The organism is Novipirellula galeiformis, from assembly GCF_007860095.1.
GTDB classification, from domain to species: Bacteria; Planctomycetota; Planctomycetia; order Pirellulales; family Pirellulaceae; genus Novipirellula; species Novipirellula galeiformis.
This window is the reverse complement of the sequence record NZ_SJPT01000003.1, coordinates 696,003-719,173: the sequence shown is the minus strand read 5'-3', so window position 1 is coordinate 719,173 and position 23,171 is coordinate 696,003. Positions and strand designations below refer to the sequence as shown.

The window sequence follows — 23,171 nt, the reverse complement described above, 5'->3', positions numbered from 1 at the left end:
TCGCCGAGGAACCAATCAAACGATGAACATGATACACACCACCAAGATCTTCTTCGTGTTGCTGCTCCTCGCGAGTGTTGCTGATCCAGCGTGGGCGGAAGAACCGGCGATCGTTGTGGAGTTGGATTTTGGCAGCGAGGCGTCGAGTTTGTATCAGTCCCATGGCGCGGTTCGGCATGATCAACGAGGGCCAAGGCCTCCGCTGTACCCCGACGTGCAAAGCAATAACACTGCAATCCGGCTTGGCGATGCCGGGGGGCATTTGTCAATCGACGACCCGGTCGCCCCAAGCCCCTTTGATTTTACCAACGGAGACGCGATCACCCTGGAGGCCTGGGTCAAATTCGAAACTCCCGCTCATCGGCATCCCATTAACATCATTGGCAAAGGCCGGACCGGCAATCCCGGCGTTGCAAAAGACAACCAGAATTGGGCGTTAAGGGTCGAAAAGGTCGGCGACCAGATGCATGTTGGGTTTCTGTTCGCAACCGAACTCACTTCGACCGCCGATCATTGGCATCGCTGGACATCGAAAGATTCCTTCAAAGCCAATTTGAATTGGCACCACATCGCGGTGACCTATCGCTTTGGCGAACCCGATTCGATACGGGGTTGGATCGATGGGCAACCCAGCGACGGGGCGTGGACCTTGGGTGGAAAGACGACCGAGCCCCCGATTGTCGACGACGACCAAATATGGATCGGCTCGGGCAACCATGGCAGTCGTTACGTCGGCTTGCTCGATAACGTCATCGTGTCTCGCGGGTTGGCGAGCGACAAAACCATGGCGTCACGTTATCGACGCGTGGGCGAGGCACGACCGCCCCAATTGGAAGCCGAAACGATGCCGGAAATGGGTGAAATCCCGCCAGGGCGAGTCCTGGTTACCGTTGGTGAAGGCTTGGCATCGGAGAAACGTTGGATTCATGATGACGAAGTTTGGCCTCGTGAATCGTTGCGTTGGCTCAGCGACTCGTTTCTGATTGAACGATTGCCGATTCGTTATGACGATTGGGGCATCCGTGATGCATGGCAAGAACCAGTGCTGCTGCGAATGGCAGCGGATGTGGAACTCACCCCAGGAAAACATCGTCTGTTGATGCGTGCTCGAGGGATGGGACGGCTGTGGGTCGACGGGAAGCTCATTGCCCGCACGACTCCCGTTACTCGCAGCTCACCCAATGGAGAACAGCCGGTCACGCCGGTGGCAACACCGCCGCTGCCGGGGATGCGTCCGCACGGCTACCATCAACAGGAAGTTTTCGCGGACTTGGATATTCCTGACGCCGCTGATATTTCTGACGCGGTGTCCACAGGATCGAACGTCCATCGTGTGGTTCTTGAGTTGGCGGTCGGTGGCAAGAGCCAACGCACCGAACCGGGCGAAACCTGCATTGCCGTGCAAACCGAAGGCCGCGAGTCATATGATTTGCTCACCCCCGTGGGGGCGACGGTCGTGCCAATGACCGATCAAGCTGTTGAGGATGCCTTGGCGACAACCGAACAGCGAATGCGTGCATTGGATGACAAATCGCGGCGTTTCGCGGCGGCTTCGCAAGATGCGTACTGGGAAAAACGACACGCGATCGCATCACAGTGGGTAGCCGAACATCTCGCGTCCACGATTCCGTCGCCCCGTACCGACGCGGTCGCCGGCGACGGGCAAGGGCATCCCGTGGACGCATGGATTCACGACAAGATTGCCACGGCGGTGGAAGCGGCCGCGAACAGTGATGGTAAAGTATCCAAGCAATTTTACGGACACGTTCTACCGATTCTGCGAGATCATTGCTTTCGTTGCCACGGCGAGAAGGACAAGGGCGGATTGAAATTGAACTCGCGTGACGCCGCATTGCAGGCGGGGGAGTCAGAGCAACCGGCGGTCGTGCCCGGTGATCCGGAAGCAAGCGAGTTGATTTCGCAACTTCGCAGCGGTGCGATGCCTCCCACCGATACCGGTTTGAGTGAGGATCAAATTTCCATTTTGGAGCAATGGATTCGCGACGGCGCCGCGTGGCCCGCGCCCCCGGTTGATCAACACCGCATCGAGCCTGCTCCGATGCTCAGCGATGCCTCGTTCCTTCGCCGCGTTTACCTTGACACCGTGGGGGTACCTCCAACGCTTGCGGAAGCTCAGCGGTTCCTTGACGATTCTCGGCCCGACAAACGCGAGCGATTGATCGACGCAATGCTTGACGACCCGCGTGTTGCCGATCATTGGATCAGCTTCTGGCAAGATCGGTTGGCGGAAAACCCAACGTTGTTGAATCAGTCGATGGGCAGCACGGGACCGTTTCGCTGGTTCCTGTACGATTCACTTCGTGACCACAAGCCGGTCGATCGCATGATCACCGAGCTCATCATGATGCGAGGAAGTGCTGACACCGGTGGGAGTGCTGGCTTCAGCATGTCTGGTGAAAGTGATGCCCCGTTTGCCGAGAAAGCAAACATTCTGGCCGCCGCCTTTCTGGGGGTGGATCTGCAGTGTGCACGATGCCACGATTCCCCGTATCACTCAACGCTGCAGCGTGATTTGTACTCCCTCGCGGCGATGCTGGAACGCAAAAGCGTGAAGGTGCCCGCGAGCAGTCGCGTTCCCGATGCCTTTTTTGAGAAAAAGGGCCGCGAATCATTGATTCGAGTCACGCTTAAACCGAATGAGTCCATCCCGCCGGCGTGGCCGCTTTCCGATCTGATCGAGTTGGGTGCGGAGGATCAAATGCAATCGCAGGTGATCGACGCCGACGACTCACGCGAGCGTTTGGCGATGTTGATCACTGCCCCTCAGAACCGTCGCTTTGGCCAAGTCATGGTCAACCACGTCTGGAAACGATTGATGGGAGCCGGCTTGGTCGAACCCGTCAATGATTGGGAAGGGCAAACGCCGAGTCACCCGGAGTTGCTCGATTGGATGGTCCAGGAATGGATCACTCACGGCTACGATTTGCGGGTCGTGATGCGGCGAATCATGACCTCCGACGCTTACCAGCGCGAAGCGTTGGGACAGAATCTTGGTGCCGCTGCGGAACAGCGTTTCTTCAGCTCGCCGGATCGACGGCGTTTGACGGCCGAACAGATTGTCGATTCATTGCATGTCGCGACCGGGAACGAAATGGATGTCGAAGAATTGACATTCGTGCATGACGGACAACGACCGATTGGACAACGCCAATCGTTGGGAGTACCGACGCGTGCGTGGATGTTCGCCAGTTTAAATAACGAGCGTGATCGTCCGAGTTTATCGTTGCCACGTGCTCGAGTGGTAGCTGATGTGTTGCAAGCGTTTGGATGGAACGGGTCTCGTCAAAAACCGATCTGCGTTCGTGATACAGAGCCCAATGTCTTGCAACCGGGGGTGTTGGCCAACGGAAGTTTGTCGATGACGCTGACGCGAGCCTCGTTGGGCAGTGAATTAAGCAACGTTGCAATCGAAGCGACGTCGCCTGAATCGCTGGTGGATCAGTGGTTCCTGCGAATCCTGTGTCGACCGCCCAGCGAACGTGAACGGCAAGTGTTTACCACAGCCCTGGGCGATGGATTTGAAAAACGTTTGCTTCCCGAATCGCAGGTCCAATATCCCGAGCCGCTGCCACCGCTTCCGTTGGTCACGTGGTTCAACCACCTGCAGAGCGAAACCGATACGATTCAAAAGACGTTGGAGCGGCGCGTGAGCCTTGGACCGCCGGTGGACCCGCGTCTGGATCCCCGTTGGCGAACGGTGTACGAGGACTTCATTTGGAGTCTGATCAACCACCGTGAATTTGCCTGGGTGCCGTAAGCCGTTTCGAGGTCGCCCGGTCCATGCGAACTCGCCAGAAGCAAGCGGAGTCGCCCGAGTCAAGTGTGAAATCATTAATCCGAGTGGGATGAGTAAGATGAATAAAGATAACTCGCTGTTACGTTTGAATCGTCGAAAGAGTCTCGCTGCGATGACCGCTACGGCCGGTGGATTGTTGCTGCCTCGGGCTGCCGCCGCTTCGTCGTCCCAGCCGCTGATTCAGGGCAACGCGGAACATGTGATTTCCATTTGGCTCGGTGGCGGGATGGGGCAGATCGATACGTTTGATCCCAAACGCCGTGGGGATCCCGTCGCCAAGAAAGCGGGCTCGTACTACTCGGCCATCGACACCGCCGTGCCGGAGGTACAGGTGTGTGAGCACTTGAAGCAACTGGCGCCGCTAATGGACCGCGTGACCGCGGTGCGCACGGTAAACCATGAAGTCATCGACGAGCATGCCGCGGCAACCAATCGCATGCATACCGGGCGAGCGGTGACCGGGACGGTATTGTATCCGTCACTCGGTTCGATTGTCGCAAACCAACGGGGCGCCGCGGACGATGGGGCGCCTCCGTACGTGTTGATTGGCTATCCCAATGTGACTCGCGGGCCAGGCTTCTTGGGGGCGAACAGCGGTTATCTGTATTTGACCGATACCAGCCAGGGACCGGCCGGGTTGTCACGTCCGGCGGATATTACCGAGCAGCGACAATCACGAAGAGAACAATTTCTTGCGAACATCGGAGGCGACGTTAATACGCTCGCGGATTCGCGCCTGCGTGACTACGAGAACGTCATCCAACAGAGTTTGAAGTTAAGCGGCCCCGACTTTAATCGTGCGTTTCAGTTGTCACAGGAACCCGACGCGTTGCGGAATCGTTACGGCGGCGAATTTGGCCAACGTTGTTTGTTGAGCCGGCGTTTAGTCGAACGTGGCGTCCGGTTCATTGAAGTCTCGCACAATTTGAATTTCCTCAACGGTGCCGGTTGGGATGTTCACTATGAAGGGATCATCAATCAACACGAATTGATCCGTGAACTTGATACTGCGGTTTCTGCATTGATCGTTGACTTGGAAGAGAAGCGTTTACTCGACAAGACGTTGATCGTGATCACGACGGAGTTCGGACGCCCGCCTGAATTCGACAGTGCGGGGGGACGTGGGCATCAAGGCCGAGCGTTTTCGTGTGTGCTGGCCGGAGGAGGACTGAAGCATTGTGGGGCTTATGGCGAGACCGACGAACTGGCTAAACATATTGTCTCGGATCCGGTCAGTGTTCCCGACTTCTTTGCCACGATCTGTGCTGCGGTCGGCATTGATTATGGCAAGTATCTCTACGATGGTGACCGTCCGGTTCCGGTCACCGACAACGGCAATCCGATCGCCAAGTTGTTTGCGTAGCCATGGCTTGAAGCGAAGGTTCTGCCCCGCAATTTCTACTGATCTCCCGAGCATTTTGACGCCCTTTGACAAGCCCGGATCGCTGCGTGGGCCCAGATCGTAGCGGGAGCTTGGGGCGTTGCGTAGACGCGGGTCGGCAGCAAAACGCCCATCACTCCCTTCGATACCATGCCGGCGGGTTGTCGCGTACACTACGGGCACGCTAATTGACGGAAGCATCCCCGCAAATGGCATCGCCCCCCAGGAAGACCGAATGATGGATTCTCGTCCACCGTATGACGACCACCCCGAGTCCCCCACGCCAGCACCCAATCCACCCCCCAACGCCGGCGAGGGACACGATTTCGAATCTGCAACCGCCTCGAAAGAGGGGGCGGTTGTTTCCTATAATGACTCCGCCGATACCGATGCGTCACGCTCTGATGGGCAAAATCCATACACGGCTGCTGCTCCCCTGACTCCGATGGCGGGTGGATTTGACGCCGCTCCGCCGGCGTGGCCGAGCATGCCGTCGCGAAGCCCTCGTTGGTGGACCACGATTGCCGTCGTGGCCGCTTCGCTTGCCGTCTTTCTCGTCACCAGCATGCTCACTTCGGTCGTTGCCTTCTTGATAGTCCATGGCGGCTTCACGCAAGAATTGGTCAGCGACCCCAATGCGCTCGGCGCGGTGATGAAGTCGCGAATCGGGATCGTAATGATCGTCTTGATCCCTCAATTGGCGATGACGGTACCGTCGCTGCTAGCTGCCTTCCTGTCGCCCGTAGAAACTCGTAAACGCTTGGCGCTGACGCGGGGCCGTTGGCCGGTTTCCGTGTGGGTCGCCGCCGCGATGGCCACACCCCTGGTCGGACTGATCTCCTCCCTGCTCGTTGGTGGCTTCATGGAGGAGAGCGATAGTTTAAAGGTGATGAGCGAGGCGTTCCGCTTTCACGGTCACAACGGATTTCTGATTCCGATCGCGTTGTTGATTGGGGCAACGCCGGCGTTGTGCGAAGAATTAGTGTTTCGCGGTTACGTGCAAACTCGATTGACGAAATCCTTCGGTCCGTTCGCCGGCATCCTGGTCTCCTCGTTCCTGTTCGCGGCCTTCCACATGGATTTGGTCCACGTGGTCGCGGTCTTTCCGCTCGGGGTTTACCTGGGGTTGCTGTCGTGGCGAAGCGGATCCTTGTATCCCGCCATGTTGGCCCATTTCGTCAACAATGTGATCAGCGTCGTGGCGGTTTGTTTGGCTCCGGCCGACAAGACCGACGTGTTGGGCATGCCCAGCTTGGCAATCTCGGTTTCAATCCTTGGATTTGGTATAGTGGGGCTGGCCACCGTGATCGTCGCGTCGGTGTACTACGGAGCCCCGGAATCCGAAGCCGTCTGACAACGCTCATCCACAGCGAAACGCCTGCGGCAAGGGGATGGCAAGGGGATGGCAAGGGGATGGCAAGGGAATGGCAAGGGAATAACCGTGCCGAGTTCCGCGGTCTCTCCGTCGCCGGGTGTTGCTTGAGTCGCGGAAAACTGAAACTCCGGAGAGTTGGGTTGGCAATACCAACGCAAATCCGGTTACCCACAATCGAGAAAGCGGACTGATCCGCGGTAGACGATCTGCATCATGATGTTTCCCACTCGACTCGGCTTTGACCAACCCGGCTACCTATGGCTGTTGTTGCTGTTACCACTGCTGTGGTGGTTTGGGTTTTCATCGCTGGCCGCCTTAGGGCGGTACCGCCGAGCCTTCGCGTTACTGTTTCGCAGTGTGGTTTGGACCGGCATCGTGCTGGCACTTGCCGGTGTGCAACTGGTTTGGGTTAGCGATCGGGTGACGGTGATGTACTTGCTCGACCAATCCGAGAGCATCCCGCGAGTCAAACGCCAAGTGATGCTCGACTATGTGATCAGCAACGTGCGGCGACATCGTGACGGCGGCCGCGAAGATCGTGCGGGGATCGTCGTGTTTGGACGCGATGCGTCGATTGAGATCCCGCCGTTTGACGATGATATTCCTCCGCTACGTCGACTCGAAAGTTTAGGCGACCGCACCGACGCGACGAACTTGGAAGCGGCTTTGAATTTGGCTCAAGCGTCGATGCCCGAAGACACGTCTCGTCGCATTGTGATCGTGACCGATGGCAACGAGAACATTGGCCAAGCACGCAAATTGGCTGCGCGGGCGACCGAGGCCGGGATTGGGATCGATGTGGTGCCGGTGATCATCGATGCCAAGAGCGAAGTGCTCGTCGAAAAGATCGATCTGCCCGACAATATCCGCAAAGGACAACCGTTCGAAGCAAGGATTGTGATCAGTAGCTATGCCGACGCGGGGGCCAGCGATCCGGTACAGGGCAAGTTGCGAGTCAAGCAAAAGGTGGGCGGTCAAGAATCGTTGTTGCTTGAACAGCCGGTCAGGCTTGATCCCGGCAAAAACGTCTTCCCGCTGCGACACCAAATCGAGCAACCGGCGGGCTACACGTACGAGGCCGAGTTTGTTCCCAATTCGGTCGATGATGATGGCCTTCGCCAAAACAATACTGCCACGGCTTACACCTACGTCCGCGGCAAAGGACGGGTGTTGCTGATCGAAGACAAGGCCCGCTTGGGGGACTTTGATTTGATGACCGACTCGCTTCGTGATGCAAACATCGAGGTGGTGAAACAGTCTAGTGACGCCTTGTTCGATTCGTTAGCGGAGTTGCAAGCGTACGACGCGGTGATCTTGGCGGGCGTTCCCCGAGCCGCCGGTGACAGCGACGAAAAACTGTCCTCGTTCACGGATGAGCAGATCGAGATGCTCGTTCGCAACACACAGCAACTCGGGGCGGGATTGTTGATGATCGGCGGCCCCGAGGCGTTCGGTGCGGGTGGTTGGTCGGGGACAGAAATTGAAAAGGCGATGCCGGTCGATTTCAAAATCCGTAACAGCAAAATCCAAGCGGTCGGAGCCTTGGCCTGTATCATGCACGCCAGCGAGATGGCTGAGGGCAACCATTGGCAAAAGGTGATCGCGCGGGCGGCGGTCGAACAACTCGGGCCAGCCGATTACGCCGGCGTGTTGCACTGGACCATGAATGGCGATGCGTGGCTGTGGGGAGGTCGCAACGGATTGCTCGAGGTCGGCCCGAACCGCAAAGCGATGTTGACCGCGATCGGACGCATGACGCCAGGCGATATGCCGCAATTCGATCCCGCCATGCGGATGGCCGTGGCTGGCTTGACGCGGACGCCCGCCTCCACGAAGCACTGTATCATCATTAGCGATGGCGACCCCAGCGATCCGTTGCCCGCAACGGTCAACGCTTTCAAAACCAACAACATTACGATCAGCACCGTGGCGGTCGCGTCGCACGGTTTGACCGAGAGTGCACGGCTGCGCAAGATCGCCCAAGACACCGGCGGTAAGTACTACGAAGCGCGAAGCGGCAAAGCGCTGCCGCGAATCTTCCAACGTGAAGCGCGGCGAGTCTCGCGGCCTTTGGTCTTCGAACCGCCCGGAGGAGCCACTCCGCAAGTGATCTTCCCGCACGCGGTGCTCGACGGGGTCGATCGCGTGTTGCCGAACATCAATGGATTTGTTTTGACGCAAACCAAGGACAGCCCGCTGGCACAGGTGTTGATTCAATCGCCTAAGCCCGATTCGCCTGAGAATGCGACCATCTTGGCGGTCTGGACCTATGGGCTCGGACGCACTGCCGTGTTGACGACCGACGCGGGAGCACGCTGGGCTGCCGATTGGAACGAGTGGGGTGGCTATGACAAGTTCTATGCCCAATTGGTCCGTTGGTTGATGAGACCCACCGGCGATACGGGCAAATTTTCGATCGCCACCCATGTCCGCGATGGCGAAGTCCAAGTGGTCGTCAATGCCTTGAACCAAGACGATTCCTTTTTAAACTTTTTGGAGATGAATGCTTCGGCACTCGATCCCAATTTGAAACCGGTTCCATTGCGGATGCGTCAAACCGCGCCGGGTCGCTATGTCGGCTCGTTTGCCGCAGACGAAACGGGCAGCTATTTCGTTAACGTTGTCCCAGGACCTGGAGCGTCGCCGCTGACCACCGGTGTAACCGTTCCTTACAGCGACGAGTTTCGCGTGCGTGAAACGAATCGTGCATTGATGCAATCCTTAGCGACGCTGAAGCCACGCGGCGGCGATGCGGGGGAGGTGACGGTGCCATTGGATGACCAAGTCAGCGAAACGTTGGTCAATACCAACGCCTTTCGAGGCGGATTGGCACTGGCGCGAAGCTTCCGCGATGCCTGGCCCTGGTTCGTCTTGGTGAGCTGTGGATTGTTTTTGGGCGATGTCTTTGTGCGACGTGTTGCGATTAATTTCGATTGGATGGGACGTGCCATCGCTCGCTTACGTGGCCAACCGGGACAGCGTGAGACGACGGCGACCGCCCGACTCGATGCCCTCCAAAAAAGCAAAGACTCGCTCGGCGATTCGCTCCAGCGGCGAAAGGCCAGCGTGCGATTTGAAGCGACCCAAAGCGAAGGTACTGCGGTCGATGAGTCAACGATCCGTGGATTGAGAACCCAAGAACCGAGAAGCGAGGCGAAGTCGAACGCCGCCGCCCCCAACGAAGCCGAGGGGCCGAGCTATACCGAGCGTCTGTTGGAAGCCAAGCGACGAGCGAAGCGGGAGAAAGGTGAGTGAGGAGTGGGAGAGTGGAAAAGACTTGCCAAAGAGGCGAGGGTGGCATTCAATAGAGATAGAGTCGTTTGGTCGACGAGTGTCCGAAATTGCATCCAAACCATCCAACGCGTCTTAACCTCTTGCTCAGTAAAGCGTTTCGGCTTTTTATTTTAATGGTGTAGCCTGTTAAAATCATAACCCGACGCGTAAGCGAGGGACTCCACGATGCGTCCCTCGTTTACGCTTCGGGTTACGAAATATCTGGAATCGTGTCGGCGCCCGAATCAATCCAATCCATTCACCGCCTAGTGGAAAGCTAGCCCTGTTGTTTGATTCACTTACCGAAGGAGTGTCCCGTGTCTACCGCAACCAACTCACCCATCCCCGAGTCGCTTCAACCCTTTCTCCGCTCTCCCAAAAAGATGTTGATCGGCGGTAACTGGGTCGAGGCCAAGAGTGGCAAGCAGTTCGACGTTTACGATCCGGCCACCGACCAAGTGATTGCCCAAGTCGCCGAGGGAGAGGCTGCGGACGTCGAGTTGGCGGTCGCTGCGGCGCGCCACGCGTTTGATCGGGGGCCTTGGTCCAAGATGGGCGGCGCCGAGCGTGCGCGATTGATTTGGCGGATCGGCGAATTGATCGATGAACATGCCGATGAGTTGGCACAACTCGAGACGCTCGATAACGGCAAACCGTTTGCCGTGGCCAAAGCCGCCGACGTGGCCTTGGCGGCCGAGATGTTCCGCTACATGGCCGGTTGGGCGACCAAGATCGAGGGCAATACGATTCCGATACGTTTGCCGTTTGCTCCCGATGCCGAGTTTCATGCGTTCACGTTGAAAGAACCGGTAGGCGTCGTCGGGCAAATCATCCCTTGGAACTTTCCGCTCTTAATGGCCGCTTGGAAGTTGGCTCCCGCTTTGACCACCGGTTGCACGGTGATTTTGAAACCAGCTGAGCAAACCCCGTTGTCGGCGCTGCGATTGGGTGAATTGATCCAACAAGCCGGCATCCCCGATGGGGTTGTCAACATCGTCACCGGTTTTGGTGAAACTGCAGGAGCTGCGATCGCATCGCATGAGCAAATTGACAAAGTTGCGTTCACCGGTTCAACCGAGGTGGGCAAGTTGATCATCAATGCGGCGACAGGCAATTTGAAACGTGTCAGTTTGGAATTGGGCGGCAAGAGTCCCAATGTGATCTATGACGACGCCGATCTAGATGCCGCGATCGCGGGTGCCGCGGATGCAATCTTCTTTAACCAAGGAGAGGTTTGTAGTGCGGGGTCGCGGTTGTTCGTTCAGCAAGGGGTTTACGAACAGGTGGTCGCAGGGGTCAGCGAGATCGCCAAAAGTTTGCAGGTCGGTAGCGGCTTTGATGCTGCGACGCAAATGGGGCCGCTGGTTTCGCGTGAACAGTTCAATCGGGTGACCGGTTACTTGAAGGCCGGCGTCGACCAAGGCGCCGAGGCCTCCGCGGGCGGATCGGCACTGGATCGCCCCGGCTATTTTGTCCAGCCCACGGTGCTCAAGCACGCCACCGAGGAAATGTCGGTGGTGCGCGAAGAAATCTTTGGCCCCGTCGTCGCTGCGATGCCGTTTAGCGACGATGCCGAGTTGGTCCGAAAAGCAAATAACACTGCCTATGGATTGGCCGCCGGCGTTTGGACCCGTGACATTTCCAAAGCACATCGATTTGCCAAATCGGTCAAAGCCGGTTCGGTGTGGATCAACTGTTACAGCGTGTTTGATGCCGCCTTACCCTTCGGCGGTTACAAACAATCGGGTTGGGGCCGCGAGATGGGGCACGCGGTTTTGGAAAACTACCTGCAAACCAAGTCCGTTTGCGTGAGTTTGTAGCGGCAACGAATCCTCTCGCCCCCTTGTGACGATCGATACGGTTGGCCCGGTCGGTGTGCGGCGGGCCGTTGAGGCCGGTTGGCTCGATATCGCAACGTGATCCCGCCTAGCGTAACCCTTGATCGAATCGAGATCGAGAGGATTTCTCGCTCGTTGGTCTACTTTTTGCACCACTTCAAACGTGACGACACCACGAAATGAAAGGTTCAAAAATGAATAACTCGTTTACTCAAGCCGAATGGGGCCAGCTATGCGACCGCGTCCGCCGCTGTGCCGAAGCGATTGCCGAGAACGACGTAGAGAAAGCCGATTTCCTTCAGCAGGCCGAAACGTTTGCGAATCAGGATCCGCCCCAAACCTACTCGGAATTGCTTCAGAGCACGGCGGAGGCGTCCAGGCTCGCCATCGGTTGGCAACAAAAATGCGATGCCGACACTGCATACGAAGCGAAGGTTCTGCACGAGGAAGAGATGCTCGACGAAACGCTGGACGAAAGTTTCCCCGCCAGCGATCCTCCGTCCTTTAGTCACGGCCACGCGTAAGTTCCCTCCACGCGTAAGCATCCTGACCGATAAACCTCAGCACGGTAGGAACGCCATCTGGTTTACTCGACCATCTTGGTCTGGCTCAGTTGCCCCGACCAGATGCCCCGACCAGTTGCTCTGCTTCGTTGCTCTGCACATTGCCGCCACCGAGGGGGCGGCAGCGGCCACCGAGCTATTGCGGAGAATGTTCCTATTTCCAATCGCGGATTTCAGGCATGTCCTGGCCATGGTCGTTGATGTAGCGTTTGTGTTGGATCAACTTTTCAGCGAGTTGGTGTTTTAGCTCCGTCCCCCTCTCGCCGGTTTGCGGCAGACGGTCGATCCTATCCATCACCAAATGGAAGCGGTCGAGATCGTTCAGTACCGTCATGTCAAACGGCGTCGTGATCGTCCCTTCTTCTTTGTAACCACGCACGTGAAAGCCACCGTGGTTGGTGCGGCGATAGGTCAGTCGGTGGATCAACCATGGGTAGGCGTGAAAGGCAAAAATCACCGGTTTGTCTTTAGTAAAGAGGGCATCGAAGTCACGATCGCTCAGCCCGTGTGGATGCTCCGAATGCGGTTGCAACTTCATCAAGTCGACGACGTTGACGACGCGGATTTACAATTCGGGTAGATGCGTTCGCATGATCGATACCGCCGCCAATGTTTCTAAGGTCGGCACATCGCCACAGCAGGCCATGACGACATCGGGGTGCGACCTTTGATCGTTACTGGCCCACTGCCAAACGCCAATCCCATTGCGACAATGCTCTCCGGCGGCATCCATCGTCAACCATTGTGACGCCGGATGTTTGCCGGCGACGACGACGTTGACGTAATGGCGACGACGTAAGCAGTGGTCCATCACCGCCAGTAAACAGTTCGCGTCCGGTGGCAGATAGACACGCACAATCTCGGCCTTCTTATTGACGACATGGTCAATGAAGCCAGGATCTTGATGCGAGAATCCATTGTGGTCTTGTCGCCAAACGTGGGATGCCAACAAATAGTTCAACGATGCGATTTTGTGACGCCATGGCAATTTCGCCGTCACCTTGAGCCATTTGGCATGTTGATTGAACATCGAATCGATGATGTGGATGAACGCCTCATAACAATTGAACAATCCATGACGTCCGGTCAATAAGTATCCTTCGAGCCAGCCTTCGCATTGATGTTCACTGAGCATTTCGACGACGCGTCCCGCGGGTGCAAGGAACTGATCATCCGGGCTCGTGCGAGCATCCCATTGACGCGATGTCACATCAAAGACGGCTTCGAGGCCATTGGACGCGGTTTCGTCGGGGCCAAACAGGCGAAAGTTTCGCTGCTCATCGTTCATTTGAGTCACATCGCGGATAAAGCGACCGAGCACATGGGTGTCCCCGATGCCTTGGATTCCTGGTTCCGGCACCTCGACGGCGAAGTCGCGGAAATCGGGCGTCTTCAAATCACGCAGCAGGGCACCACCATTGGCATGCGGATTTGCGCCCATGCGGCGATTCCCACGTGGAGCGAGCTCGGCCAGTTCAGCTTTGAATCGCCCCGCTTCGTCAAACAACTCTTGCGGCCGGTAGCTCTGCAACCAATCTTCCAATGGTTGCAAGTGCTCGGGATGAGTCGCGGGGTGAGACAAGGGGACTTGGTGCGAACGAATTGTCCCTTCGTTTTTGACGCCATCGATCTTCTTCGGACCCGTCCATCCCTTCGGTGTCTGGAGCACGATCATCGGCCAACGCGGTCGCGTCAGATGACCATGGTCGCGTGCACTGCGTTGAATCTGTTGGATTTGTTGGATCACTCGGTCGAGCGTCGTCGCCATCGCTTCGTGCATCCGCCGAGGGTCGTCACCCTCGACAAAGTAAGGGTCCATCCATACCCGCGAAGGAGTTGCTCAAGTTCCTCGTGCTCGATCCGCGCCGAGACGGTCGGGGTGGCGATCTTGTAACCATTCAGATGAAGGATCGGCAGCACCACGCCATCTTGGGCCGGATTGAGGAATTTGTTGGAGTGCCATGCGGTGGCCAGGGGACCCGTTTGCGCTTCGCCATCGCCGACCACACAGGCCTCGATCAGCTCGGGGTTATCGAACACCGCGCCGAACGCATGGCTGAGCGAATAACCCAACTCGCCCCCCTCGTGAATCGATCCAGGGCACTCGGGAGAGGCGTGGCTGGGGATCCCTCCAGGAAAGGAAAACTGCTTAAACAGCTTTTGCAAACCGGCTTCATCTTGACTGATATGGGGATAGATCTCGCTATACGAACCTTCGAGATACGTATTGGCGACGACCGCCGGTCCGCCATGTCCAGGACCCGAAACGTAGATCATATCGAGGTCGTATTACTTGATCACGCGATTTAAATGGGCGTAAATAAAATTCTGGCCTGGCGTAGTGCCCCAGTGCCCCAACAGCATCGCTTTGATATCTGCGACCTGCAAAGGACGCTTAAGCAGCAGGTTAGTCGCGGAGATAAATTTGTCCTACCGACAAGTAGTTCGCGGCACGCCAATAGGCGTCGATCTTGTCGAGTAGTTCGGATGTCAGGGTGGTCGACTTCATCAACGCGGTCATCACCGTATTTCCTTGAGAGTGGTCGAGCGAGTTTACAGAGTGGTTTGTTTTCCATTACACAATCGGTGCCGTCCCCATGCGTTCCCACTTCACCGTTGCCAACAAATGAGATTGAGTTCCAGCGGGGTCGCGACACCGAGATGAAGCGGAACGATGCGAGGCGTATAGTCGGCGGCGGGGCGGGTGGCTTGAACTTTGATGCGGTAGGTGCCCCAGTGTGATTCGCTGGATTCCGCTTCGAGGCGAATCATGGTTCGACAAAGTGTGCCTCATCTTCGATCGGATCCGCGTACAACTCGACCTGCACAAAACTGGGATCGAGTCCATCGAGGAACACCTCGACGGTGAATTCGTGTTCATCACCGGCGGATTCGATTTGCAGCTTGCCGAACCTCAGCAAGCTCCATTTTTCTTTAAGCGAGTGTTCCCAAAGGATGATGCGAGTGCCCAGTACGCCGTTGAACGCCGCCCGTTCGCGATAGGCGATCGCGGCGGGCACATCGTGTTGCTCGGTGTATTCACACACGCTGCGAATTGCCGAATAACGAGGTGTCAGCGTCGCCATGCTCTTGGCCATCGCCCAGTGCGCAACCGACTTCGGGCGTATACGCTTTCGCCCACCAACCATCTAACTCGGAAAGGTTCAAGCCGCCATTGACCAACACCTTCATGCCACTGGTGCCACTCGCCTCCCACGGCCGCTGAGGGGTGTTGATCCACACATCAACCCCTTGGACCAAATGTTCCGCCATCCGCACGTCGTAATCGCTCAGAAAGATCACGTGTTGTCGGGCGACCGGTTGAGCACAAAGTTGCAGCCAACTGCGGATCATGTCTTGTCCCGCTTGGTCGGCGGGATGAGCCTTGCCGGCCAGGACTAATTGCACCGGACGCTCGGGATCGCTCAATAATCGCAGAAGTCGCTGCGGATCATGTAGCAGCAAATTGGGACGTTTGTAAGTGGCGAAACGGCGCGCGAATCCAAGCGTCAAAACATGAGGATCGAGCCGATGCTTGGCTGCTTCGACTTCGTCGAGATCCTCGCCCGCAGCGGCCAATTCATGTGATAATCGACCAACGCCTTGCTCGATTCAATGGGAAACTTCCAAAGCTTGGCATCTGAGACTTGATCGATATTCGTCGCCAACGCCGACGACGGGGATGCCCAAGTCACTCGACGCTTTGAGTTGATCGCCCGCGACATTGCCCAATCCGCCGGAATAGATCGGCAAGGCTTCGCTAAGCATGAACTCCATACTGAAATAGACCGCACACGTCAGCGGCGAGTTGGGATGGTGCTGCGGGAACCACGCGGGTGTTTGGACCGCTTGCCGACGGGCTTTGACCAAGGCGTCCACCTTTTCGCGAAAACGAGAGTCGCCGAGCAAATGTTCGCTGCGCTCGCGCGAAGCGGTTTGCAATACGACCCAAGGATTCTGTGTAATCTCCCATAGGTTCGCGTCCAACGCTCGCCAAACATCATCGGTGGCATGATTCCAAGACGACCGTTGGTCTAGGGCCAACTCCGCCAACGATTCAAAGCCTTCGATCTCGGTGGGAAGCAGGGTGTAGAGAGGATGAACCGCTCGCTTAGGATCGTACATGATTTGCCAAAAAACGGTTTGCCAAGTCCACGCGATTCAACGCAGTCCACGCGATTCAACGCAGTCCACGCGATTCAACGCAGTCCACGCGATTCAACGCAGTCCACGCGATTCAACGCAAGGCAGCGGAAGGGGGTGGAGGAAGTTGACACTCGCAAACGCAAACGTTGATCCAGTTCTGGATCAGCGAGTTTTTCTCGACCACGTCGCGTAGCGACGCACACTGGGACGATTGCGGTGTGCGGATATGATCGACGCCTCCGCTTCTCGTGTTAAAACATGTGATCGCGGTGGTGGCTCGTGGTCTTGGGATCCGAGTTGCAAAGCTGAGGCGAAACGTGGACACCGACGTGATCCAGCCGTGACCGAGGTGCCTTGTGCCACTACCGAGCTTGTCGCGGTTTGATCGGCCGGCAAGAATACTTTGCGATGGTGCGAGGCGACCACTCGGGTTTTATTTTGTGTTCATTGATGATCCCGATCGGTTGGCAATCCAGCGGATGCATGACCGACATGCTCCTGCGGTATTTCTTCAATCCAAATCTCGAAGCATCCACGTGATGGGCCCCGCGATGCGATTGACATTAATCCCCACGATATTACCGCGGGAGTGACGAGGACCGCACCTGGTTGCAACCCCATCACATCCTGCAGCGCTAATCGAAGCGGTAAAGGTGTTACTGTCCCTATCGTCGACGGCTCAAGATGGCTCGAAATCGGGGAAAAGTGCGACAAAGCAAGCGATAGGGAACTAAACTCTAGGGCCAGCTCGGCGGCATGATTGCAACTCGCGTCGCTCAGTTGTCCCACCTGCCTCCCCCCCCCCCGGGATGATTCCAAGCGGTCAGAGACCGCTCAGCTTGATCGCCACCGTAATGCGAGCGATCGACTGCGTCCTGTTGTACCCATTTACGAACCGACCCATCGGGGGGCGGTTACGGCGGTGCGAGTTGACTACCTTCGAGCGATAGGGCAACCCCTTTCTTAAAGGGTGATGTCGCCCGAAAGGTGCGTCCGTTGAACGGTACGTATTTTGCGTCAGCTGTGGAGCCAAGTCAGCTTTGGAGCCAAGCTGGAACACTGGTACCTATAGAAATCATTGAATGGAATACTACTATCGTTAGGTAGATCATGACACATGCATTAGTGACGGGAGCGACGGGGTTCATTGGCACACACTTGGTTCGCGATCTGATGCGACGTGGACATGATGTCACCTGTCTCGTCCGTGAGCATTCCGATCGCAGTCAATTGGAAGCGTTTCACCCTCGTTTTGCGGTTGGCGATGTCAGTGATCGCAACTCGATTCATCGCGCCCTGGACGGAGTCGATGTGGTTTATCACCTCGCCGGCGTAACCAAGTGCCTTCGAACGAAGGACTACGCTAAGGTCAATGAGCAGGGGGTGGCCAATGTCGCAGCATGTTGTAGCGAAATCGACCGCGCCCCCATTTTAACGGTCGTTTCCTCATTGGCCGCCGCCGGCCCGAGTTTGGGCGATCAGCCGCGCAGCGAAGCAGAGGCATGCAAACCGGTTTCCGATTACGGCCGCAGCAAGCTCGCCGGAGAGCGCGCCGCGATGCGGTTCGCAGGGGAGGTGCCCACGACGATTGTGCGACCGCCGATCGTGTTGGGGCAAGGGGATCCCAATGGCTTGGAAATGTTCAAAACGATCGCGAAATTTGGCTTCCATTTGGCCCCAGGGTTTGATGAGGATCGCGTTTCGGTGATCCACGCCGAAGACTTGGCTAAGGCCTTGATTTTGGCTTCAAGTCGGGGACTCCGCGTGACGACCAACCCCGACGATGCTCAGGGCGTCTACTTCGCTACCGACGAAGAGAATCCCACCTATGCCGAGCTTGGCCGGATGATTGGCCGTACACTCGGCCGCTACCATGCCTGGGTTATCCGCAGTCCTAAATCAGCGGTGTGGGCGATTGCTGCGGTGAATGAATTGGTTTCACAAATCGTGCGGCGACCTCATGTCCTCAACTGGGACAAGGCTCGCGAGGCGACCGCCGGATCGTGGACTTGCACCGCGGCGGCTCTGAATCGCGATACCGGCTTTACCCCAGACTATTCGTTGCAACAACGGCTAGCGCAAACCACGCAGTGGTACGTCCAGCAAGGATGGCTACAGGCACCGCGACAGATGCAACCCGCATGGAAGAAGCGTCACCCAACGGTTTCTTAGTAAGCCGGTTTAGCGAGGGGGGGAACCGTTTGCTTACGTTTTTCCGCTACGAGCTCAGTACCACCACCGAGTGAGGCTGGACCACGTAGCGGGCGCATTCACGATTTCGCGTGGTTGGCTCCATACCATTTAGCGTCGTCTCGCCAAAACCGCGATCGGCTGATCAATGGATGCGTTTTTCGAAACGCGATGATCCGTTGCATCCAACGTTGCCTAGGAAACTTTGAGCCGAGTTGGAATTGGCCATCAGCGTCTCAGGGCTCGGCAATCAATCGATTGTTCGTAAGTTGAGCCTCGGTGCCGGTTTCGCTGATGATGGGTGGGACGCTCAGATTGATGGAACCGTCCGAGTTCCGCGTAAACACGGAAGCCAAGTAGAAACGAAACCCGCCGACGTGCATTTGGGTGTCCCAGAAACGCAGGCTATCGACGATGTGTCGGCGGATGGCTCGATTGGCCGTGTGCAGCGTGTTTCCGGTGCCGCTGTAGTCCGCAAACGGCGAGTTCGGTTGCCGGTCATCATGTAGGCCGAACTGCTGTCGATGCCCTTGAAACTGTAACTCGGTCCGCGATGATCGCCTTCGCAGGTGTGGTTGTAGGCGACAACCAAGATGACCTCGATCCTGGCGGCGTGCCGTGCCTTGACCATGCCGCGGAGAATCTCGATGTCGTAGGCGACGGTGGGTGCAAAGTTCACCCCCCTAAATCGGCAGCAGAATTTCGCTACGAGGAAAACACGACGCCCGACAACCACCCCGACGGCAGTATCGTCGTGAACGCAACTTAAAAATTTTGGAGTTACGATCTTTGGATTGAGGGTGAACCCAATGCACCGCAGCGACCGCAAGACCGCGACGTGGTGTTTGAGCTAACTGCGGCTCGCGAACGCCACGATTTGTTGCATGTCAATCGCCCCCGACTGACGCGCGACCTCAGCTCCGGCCTTGAACAGAATCATCGTGGGGATGCCGGAGATGGAAAACCGAGACGCCGTTTGTGGAGCGGCTTCCGTATTCAGTTTGGCAAGAATGATGCGAGGCGATAGCGTTTCGGCTGCCTTTGCAAAATCCGGTGCCATCATCCGACAAGGACCACACCACGGAGCCCAGAAATCGACCAGCACCGGGACATCGGTACGGGCAATGAATTTTGCAAATTGGTCTTCACTCAAATCGACCGGTTGCGTCGGCAGCAGCGGTTGTTTGCACTTGCCGCAAACGGGCTTGTCATGTGTCTTTGACTCGGGCACGCGATTCACCGCGGCACATTTAGAGCAGACCAGATTCACGATTGAAATTCCTTGTTGCTTGGTTCGTCGCTAGCCACGAAAGCTTCGCTTCACTGCGGCGCCAACGACCGATGCAATGAAGCTTAGCAAGCCCATTTCCACTTGCCCCGCTGGTCACCCATCGATGGCAGTCCGTGGGGTAAATCCACGTGCCGTGCAAACGCGGTGCCAGCAAAGGGGGATGTTGACACAATTCGCTCGGCTTATGGTCCGCGATGCAACCCCGGTTCGATGCCGTTGGTAATCCGGTTTCAACCGCGGCGTGAAATGCGAGAAACAGTCACAATCTGATTGGTGTCGTGCGTAGGTGCACAGTGCCCGCCGATGTCCACCACCGCTTGTGGCAATGCAATCGTAAACCTCCGACGTGTTCGTTTCGGCATTGGGGTTGCGTTGTTATGATTCGAGGGGCCAGATCTGCGTTTGCTTTGGTCCGCCGCGACTTTCACTTCTCGTTTTCCACTTTAAAACCAACGCACATGGATCTGGTCGACGTCCCCCAGCTGGTCCGCAACGCCGACCGATTCCGTGAAGTCGTAGCGGTGCTTGCCAAGCACGGATTGGCGGATTGGTTGTCGAGTGTGCCGATCCCATGGTTGGATCGCATCCGCGGTCGCTGTGATGGGAACGAGTGGACGACCGAGCAACGGATTCGCATTGCGATGACGGAGCTGGGGACGACGTTCATCAAGTTGGGGCAAGTCTTGAGCACTCGTCCGGACTTGGTCGGGCAAACCCTTGCTGATGAACTAGCTCAATTGCGTGCCAACACGCCGGCGGACGAACCGAGTGTGGTGATTGCCATGATCGAATCGGAACTAGGCGCCCCCGTGGGCGATTTGTATGCCGACTTTGAGACGGTCGCGATGGCATCCGCTTCGATTGGTCAGGTCCACCGCGCGACGACGCACCAGGGGGACCCGGTCGTGGTCAAGGTGCAACACGCAGGGATTGAACGCCGCATCGTCAATGACTTAGAGATCATGACGAAACTCGCCGAACTCGCCGAACAGCAATCCACTCGGTTGAGATTATATCGCCCTGTGCAAACGATGCGCGAGTTCCAGAAGACGTTGATGAAGGAGTTGGACTTTGATCGCGAGCTGAGAAATATGGAGCGTTTTCGCCGTAATTTCAGCGATCGCCCTGGAATCCGCTTTGCGCAACCCTACCCCGAGCTAAGTTCGCGTCGAGTGTTGACGATGGAGCGATTCGTAGGGATCAGCGTTTCGGAAAAAGCGAGCCTCGAGGCTTCCGGTTTAGACCTGGACGAGATCGCACATCGTGGCGCGAATCTGTTTGTCGAGATGATTTTTCGCGATGGCTTCTATCACGCCGATCCGCACCCAGGCAACCTGATGGTGTTGAACGAGCCGCTCGTTAGCGATGGCGAAGGAAGCGGGCAAGCGATGATAGGGGTTCTCGATTGCGGGATGGTGGGGCGTATTGATGACAATTTGCGTGAGGATCTTGAATCGGGCTTGATTGCTGCGGTGGGGCAAGACGCCACGAAAATCACCGAATTGGTGGCGCGTGTGGGGGAAGTTCCCGCGGACTTTGACGAACCGGATTTGAACGGGGCGATCCAAGAGTTGTTCGACGAATATGCCCATCAATCGTTGGATGAATTCGATTTGAGTGGTTGTTTGCACGAAATCGTTACGATCATTCGCGAGCACCGCATCTACCTGCCCGCCAAAGTCGCGATGCTGCTGAAGGTGCTCGTCATGCTGGAGGGGACCGCGCATCAACTCAATCCGCAATTCAGTCTTGCCGAACTGATTCAACCGTACGGCCAACGAGCGATGCTGCGTCGCTTCTCGCCAAAAAAACTGTACGGGCGATTGAAGTCCAACGTTGACGATTGGGAGCGTCTGATCGGCATCCTTCCCAAAGACGCTGCCGATATTTTGCACAATTTTAAACGTGGGAAGTTCGACGTTCATTTGCAACACCGTCGGCTCGAGCCGATCGTCAATCGACTCGTGATGGGGATTCTGACGGCGGCATTGTTCATGGGGTCTGCGTCGCTCTACAGCAACCAAGTTCCGCCTACGTTATTGGGCTTCTCTGTGCCTGGCGTTGTCGGTTGCTGCGTCGCGGTGGCGATGGGGTACGGGATCACGCGATCGATTCGTCGCTCTCGTCGCGGTGGTGAAGACGATTGATCGAATCTCGCGATCTTGACTCGCGGCTGCCACCATCGGGGGGCTTTCCCACTGCATCCAATACTGAATCAACCATCGGCCCGTCACCCCCCTTTGCGAGAGCGTGACTTCGCGGTTGCTGTGGGTTTTCGCGAGCGGGGTAAAACGCTAAGAAAACACTTTTCGATATCAATCGTCTCCGCAATGCCGCGATTTGCCTTGATATCCCCCCGCTTCGCAGAGACGCCGAATGGATTCATTTGATTCATTGATGATGTTAAAGAACGAGTTTTTTGCTCTCTCCCCGGTCGCTCAGGCAGGGTTAGCGGGACTGTTCACCTGGGCGGTCACGGCGTGTGGTGCTGCGTTGGTGTTCCTGACCAAGGCGGTCAACCAAAAATGCTTGGACGCCATGTTGGGATTGTCTGGGGGCGTGATGATTGCGGCCAGTTATTGGTCGTTGCTGGCACCGGCGATCGAGATCTCCGAGCATCGTCCCGAACCCTCCTGGTTTCCCGCAGCGATCGGATTTCTGTTGGGCGGTGCGACGTTGTTGGCGTGCGATAAATTGTTGCCCCACCTGCATCTGGGCTCTTCCCTGGATGAATCCGAAGGTCCCAAGACGCGTTGGCGGCGCAGCACGTTGCTGGTCTTGGCGATCACGTTGCACAATATTCCCGAGGGACTTGCGATTGGGGTCGCGTTTGGCGGGGTGATGCAAGGGGATGCGGCTGGTGGGATTGCGGGAGCACTCGCGTTGACGCTCGGAATCGGGTTGCAAAACTTCCCCGAAGGAACCGCGGTTTCGATGCCGCTTCGCATGGACGGGATGTCGCGTGCTAAAGCGTTTTGGTATGGACAACTCTCTGCGGCGGTGGAACCGATCGCAGCGGTCGTCGGTGCCGCTGCGGTAACCTACTCCGCGACCGTACTGCCGTATGCATTGAGCTTTGCCGCAGGGGCGATGATCTTCGTGGTCGTCGAAGAATTGATCCCTGAATCGCATCGCGAAGGCAACGTCGATCTGGCCACGATCTGCTTGATGATCGGGTTCACCATCATGATGATCCTTGACGTGGCACTTGGCTGAGCGAGACGCCACGCGGTGACCCCCAGCACGGTGCACCTCGGCTAGAACGTCGCATTCAATCAAGTAGGGCCTCGGTTTTCG

Annotated in this window: 17 protein-coding genes and 1 pseudogene; 12 read left to right on the top strand and 6 right to left on the bottom strand. The window is 57.0% G+C overall.

What is annotated here, in order from left to right:
* The first annotated feature begins 22 nt into the window (after positions 1 to 22).
* The 6 genes from Pla52o_RS10530 (at position 23) to Pla52o_RS10505 (ending at position 12,208) form a co-directional block, all read left to right on the top strand.
* Positions 23 to 3,778 (top strand): DUF1553 domain-containing protein, encoded by a 3,756-nt coding sequence (locus Pla52o_RS10530; RefSeq protein WP_231612241.1) that lies wholly within the window; start codon positions 23 to 25, stop codon positions 3,776 to 3,778.
* Between the two features lie 97 nt (positions 3,779 to 3,875).
* On the top strand, positions 3,876 to 5,180 hold the full coding sequence (locus tag Pla52o_RS10525) for a DUF1501 domain-containing protein (protein WP_146594538.1): 1,305 nt from the start codon (positions 3,876 to 3,878) through the stop codon (positions 5,178 to 5,180).
* 253 nt (positions 5,181 to 5,433) lie between these two features.
* Positions 5,434 to 6,552 carry a CPBP family intramembrane glutamic endopeptidase gene (locus Pla52o_RS10520; protein ID WP_146594537.1) on the top strand — a complete coding sequence of 373 codons (1,119 nt, stop codon included), beginning with the start codon at positions 5,434 to 5,436 and terminating at the stop codon, positions 6,550 to 6,552.
* 234 nt (positions 6,553 to 6,786) lie between these two features.
* Complete coding sequence (locus tag Pla52o_RS10515) at positions 6,787 to 9,828, top strand: VWA domain-containing protein (protein WP_146594536.1); 3,042 nt, start codon at positions 6,787 to 6,789, stop codon at positions 9,826 to 9,828.
* Positions 9,829 to 10,163: 335 nt separating this feature from the next.
* Positions 10,164 to 11,666, top strand: coding sequence for an aldehyde dehydrogenase family protein (locus Pla52o_RS10510; protein WP_146594535.1), 1,503 nt, complete (start codon positions 10,164 to 10,166; stop codon positions 11,664 to 11,666).
* 212 nt (positions 11,667 to 11,878) lie between these two features.
* On the top strand, positions 11,879 to 12,208 hold the full coding sequence (locus Pla52o_RS10505) for a hypothetical protein (RefSeq protein ID WP_146594534.1): 330 nt from the start codon (positions 11,879 to 11,881) through the stop codon (positions 12,206 to 12,208).
* A 193-nt stretch (positions 12,209 to 12,401) separates the two neighbouring features.
* On the opposite strand, the pseudogene Pla52o_RS10500 reads toward Pla52o_RS10505, so the two are convergent.
* The 5 genes and pseudogenes from Pla52o_RS10500 to Pla52o_RS26825 all read right to left on the bottom strand — a co-directional run bounded on the left by Pla52o_RS10500 (position 12,402) and on the right by Pla52o_RS26825 (position 16,372).
* Positions 12,402 to 14,756 (bottom strand): annotated as a pseudogene (locus Pla52o_RS10500) (phosphoketolase family protein).
* A 101-nt stretch (positions 14,757 to 14,857) separates the two neighbouring features.
* Positions 14,858 to 15,019 carry a hypothetical protein gene (locus tag Pla52o_RS26840; RefSeq protein WP_197169155.1) on the bottom strand — a complete coding sequence of 54 codons (162 nt, stop codon included), beginning with the start codon at positions 15,017 to 15,019 and terminating at the stop codon, positions 14,858 to 14,860.
* The gene (locus Pla52o_RS26835; RefSeq protein WP_197169154.1) at positions 15,016 to 15,333 is read right to left on the bottom strand and encodes a hypothetical protein; all 318 of its coding nucleotides are present in this window, start codon (positions 15,331 to 15,333) and stop codon (positions 15,016 to 15,018) included. Before Pla52o_RS26835 ends, Pla52o_RS26840 begins: the two co-directional genes overlap by 4 nt.
* Positions 15,287 to 15,826: an alpha-glucan family phosphorylase gene (gene glgP / locus Pla52o_RS26830; RefSeq protein ID WP_197169153.1), complete on the bottom strand. Its 540-nt coding sequence runs from the start codon at positions 15,824 to 15,826 to the stop codon at positions 15,287 to 15,289. Before glgP ends, Pla52o_RS26835 begins: the two co-directional genes overlap by 47 nt.
* 33 nt (positions 15,827 to 15,859) lie before the next feature.
* The gene (locus Pla52o_RS26825) at positions 15,860 to 16,372 is read right to left on the bottom strand and encodes a DUF3417 domain-containing protein (protein ID WP_197169152.1); all 513 of its coding nucleotides are present in this window, start codon (positions 16,370 to 16,372) and stop codon (positions 15,860 to 15,862) included.
* Between the two features lie 375 nt (positions 16,373 to 16,747).
* Between Pla52o_RS26825 and Pla52o_RS10490 the strand changes: the two genes are divergently transcribed.
* The 4 genes from Pla52o_RS10490 to Pla52o_RS26815 all read left to right on the top strand — a co-directional run bounded on the left by Pla52o_RS10490 (position 16,748) and on the right by Pla52o_RS26815 (position 19,352).
* A complete protein-coding gene (locus tag Pla52o_RS10490) occupies positions 16,748 to 16,933 on the top strand; it encodes a hypothetical protein (RefSeq protein ID WP_146594533.1) in 186 nt (61 codons plus the stop codon).
* A gap of 570 nt (positions 16,934 to 17,503) precedes the next feature.
* A complete protein-coding gene (locus Pla52o_RS10485) occupies positions 17,504 to 18,565 on the top strand; it encodes an NAD-dependent epimerase/dehydratase family protein (protein ID WP_146594532.1) in 1,062 nt (353 codons plus the stop codon).
* Positions 18,566 to 18,798: 233 nt separating this feature from the next.
* Positions 18,799 to 19,092, top strand: a complete 294-nt coding sequence (locus Pla52o_RS26820) for a hypothetical protein (protein WP_197169151.1) — start codon at positions 18,799 to 18,801, stop codon at positions 19,090 to 19,092.
* Between the two features lie 44 nt (positions 19,093 to 19,136).
* The gene (locus tag Pla52o_RS26815; protein WP_197169150.1) at positions 19,137 to 19,352 is read left to right on the top strand and encodes a hypothetical protein; all 216 of its coding nucleotides are present in this window, start codon (positions 19,137 to 19,139) and stop codon (positions 19,350 to 19,352) included.
* Positions 19,353 to 19,433: 81 nt separating this feature from the next.
* Here Pla52o_RS26815 and trxC read toward each other — a convergent pair whose 3' ends face one another.
* Positions 19,434 to 19,853: a thioredoxin TrxC gene (gene trxC / locus Pla52o_RS10475; RefSeq protein ID WP_146594531.1), complete on the bottom strand. Its 420-nt coding sequence runs from the start codon at positions 19,851 to 19,853 to the stop codon at positions 19,434 to 19,436.
* Positions 19,854 to 20,332: 479 nt separating this feature from the next.
* On the opposite strand from trxC, the gene Pla52o_RS10470 reads away from it, so the two are divergent.
* Both Pla52o_RS10470 and Pla52o_RS10465 read left to right on the top strand, forming a co-directional pair.
* Complete coding sequence (locus Pla52o_RS10470; RefSeq protein WP_146594530.1) at positions 20,333 to 22,021, top strand: ABC1 kinase family protein; 1,689 nt, start codon at positions 20,333 to 20,335, stop codon at positions 22,019 to 22,021.
* Positions 22,022 to 22,271: 250 nt separating this feature from the next.
* Positions 22,272 to 23,090: a ZIP family metal transporter gene (locus tag Pla52o_RS10465; RefSeq protein WP_231612240.1), complete on the top strand. Its 819-nt coding sequence runs from the start codon at positions 22,272 to 22,274 to the stop codon at positions 23,088 to 23,090.
* Positions 23,091 to 23,171: the final 81 nt, after the last annotated feature.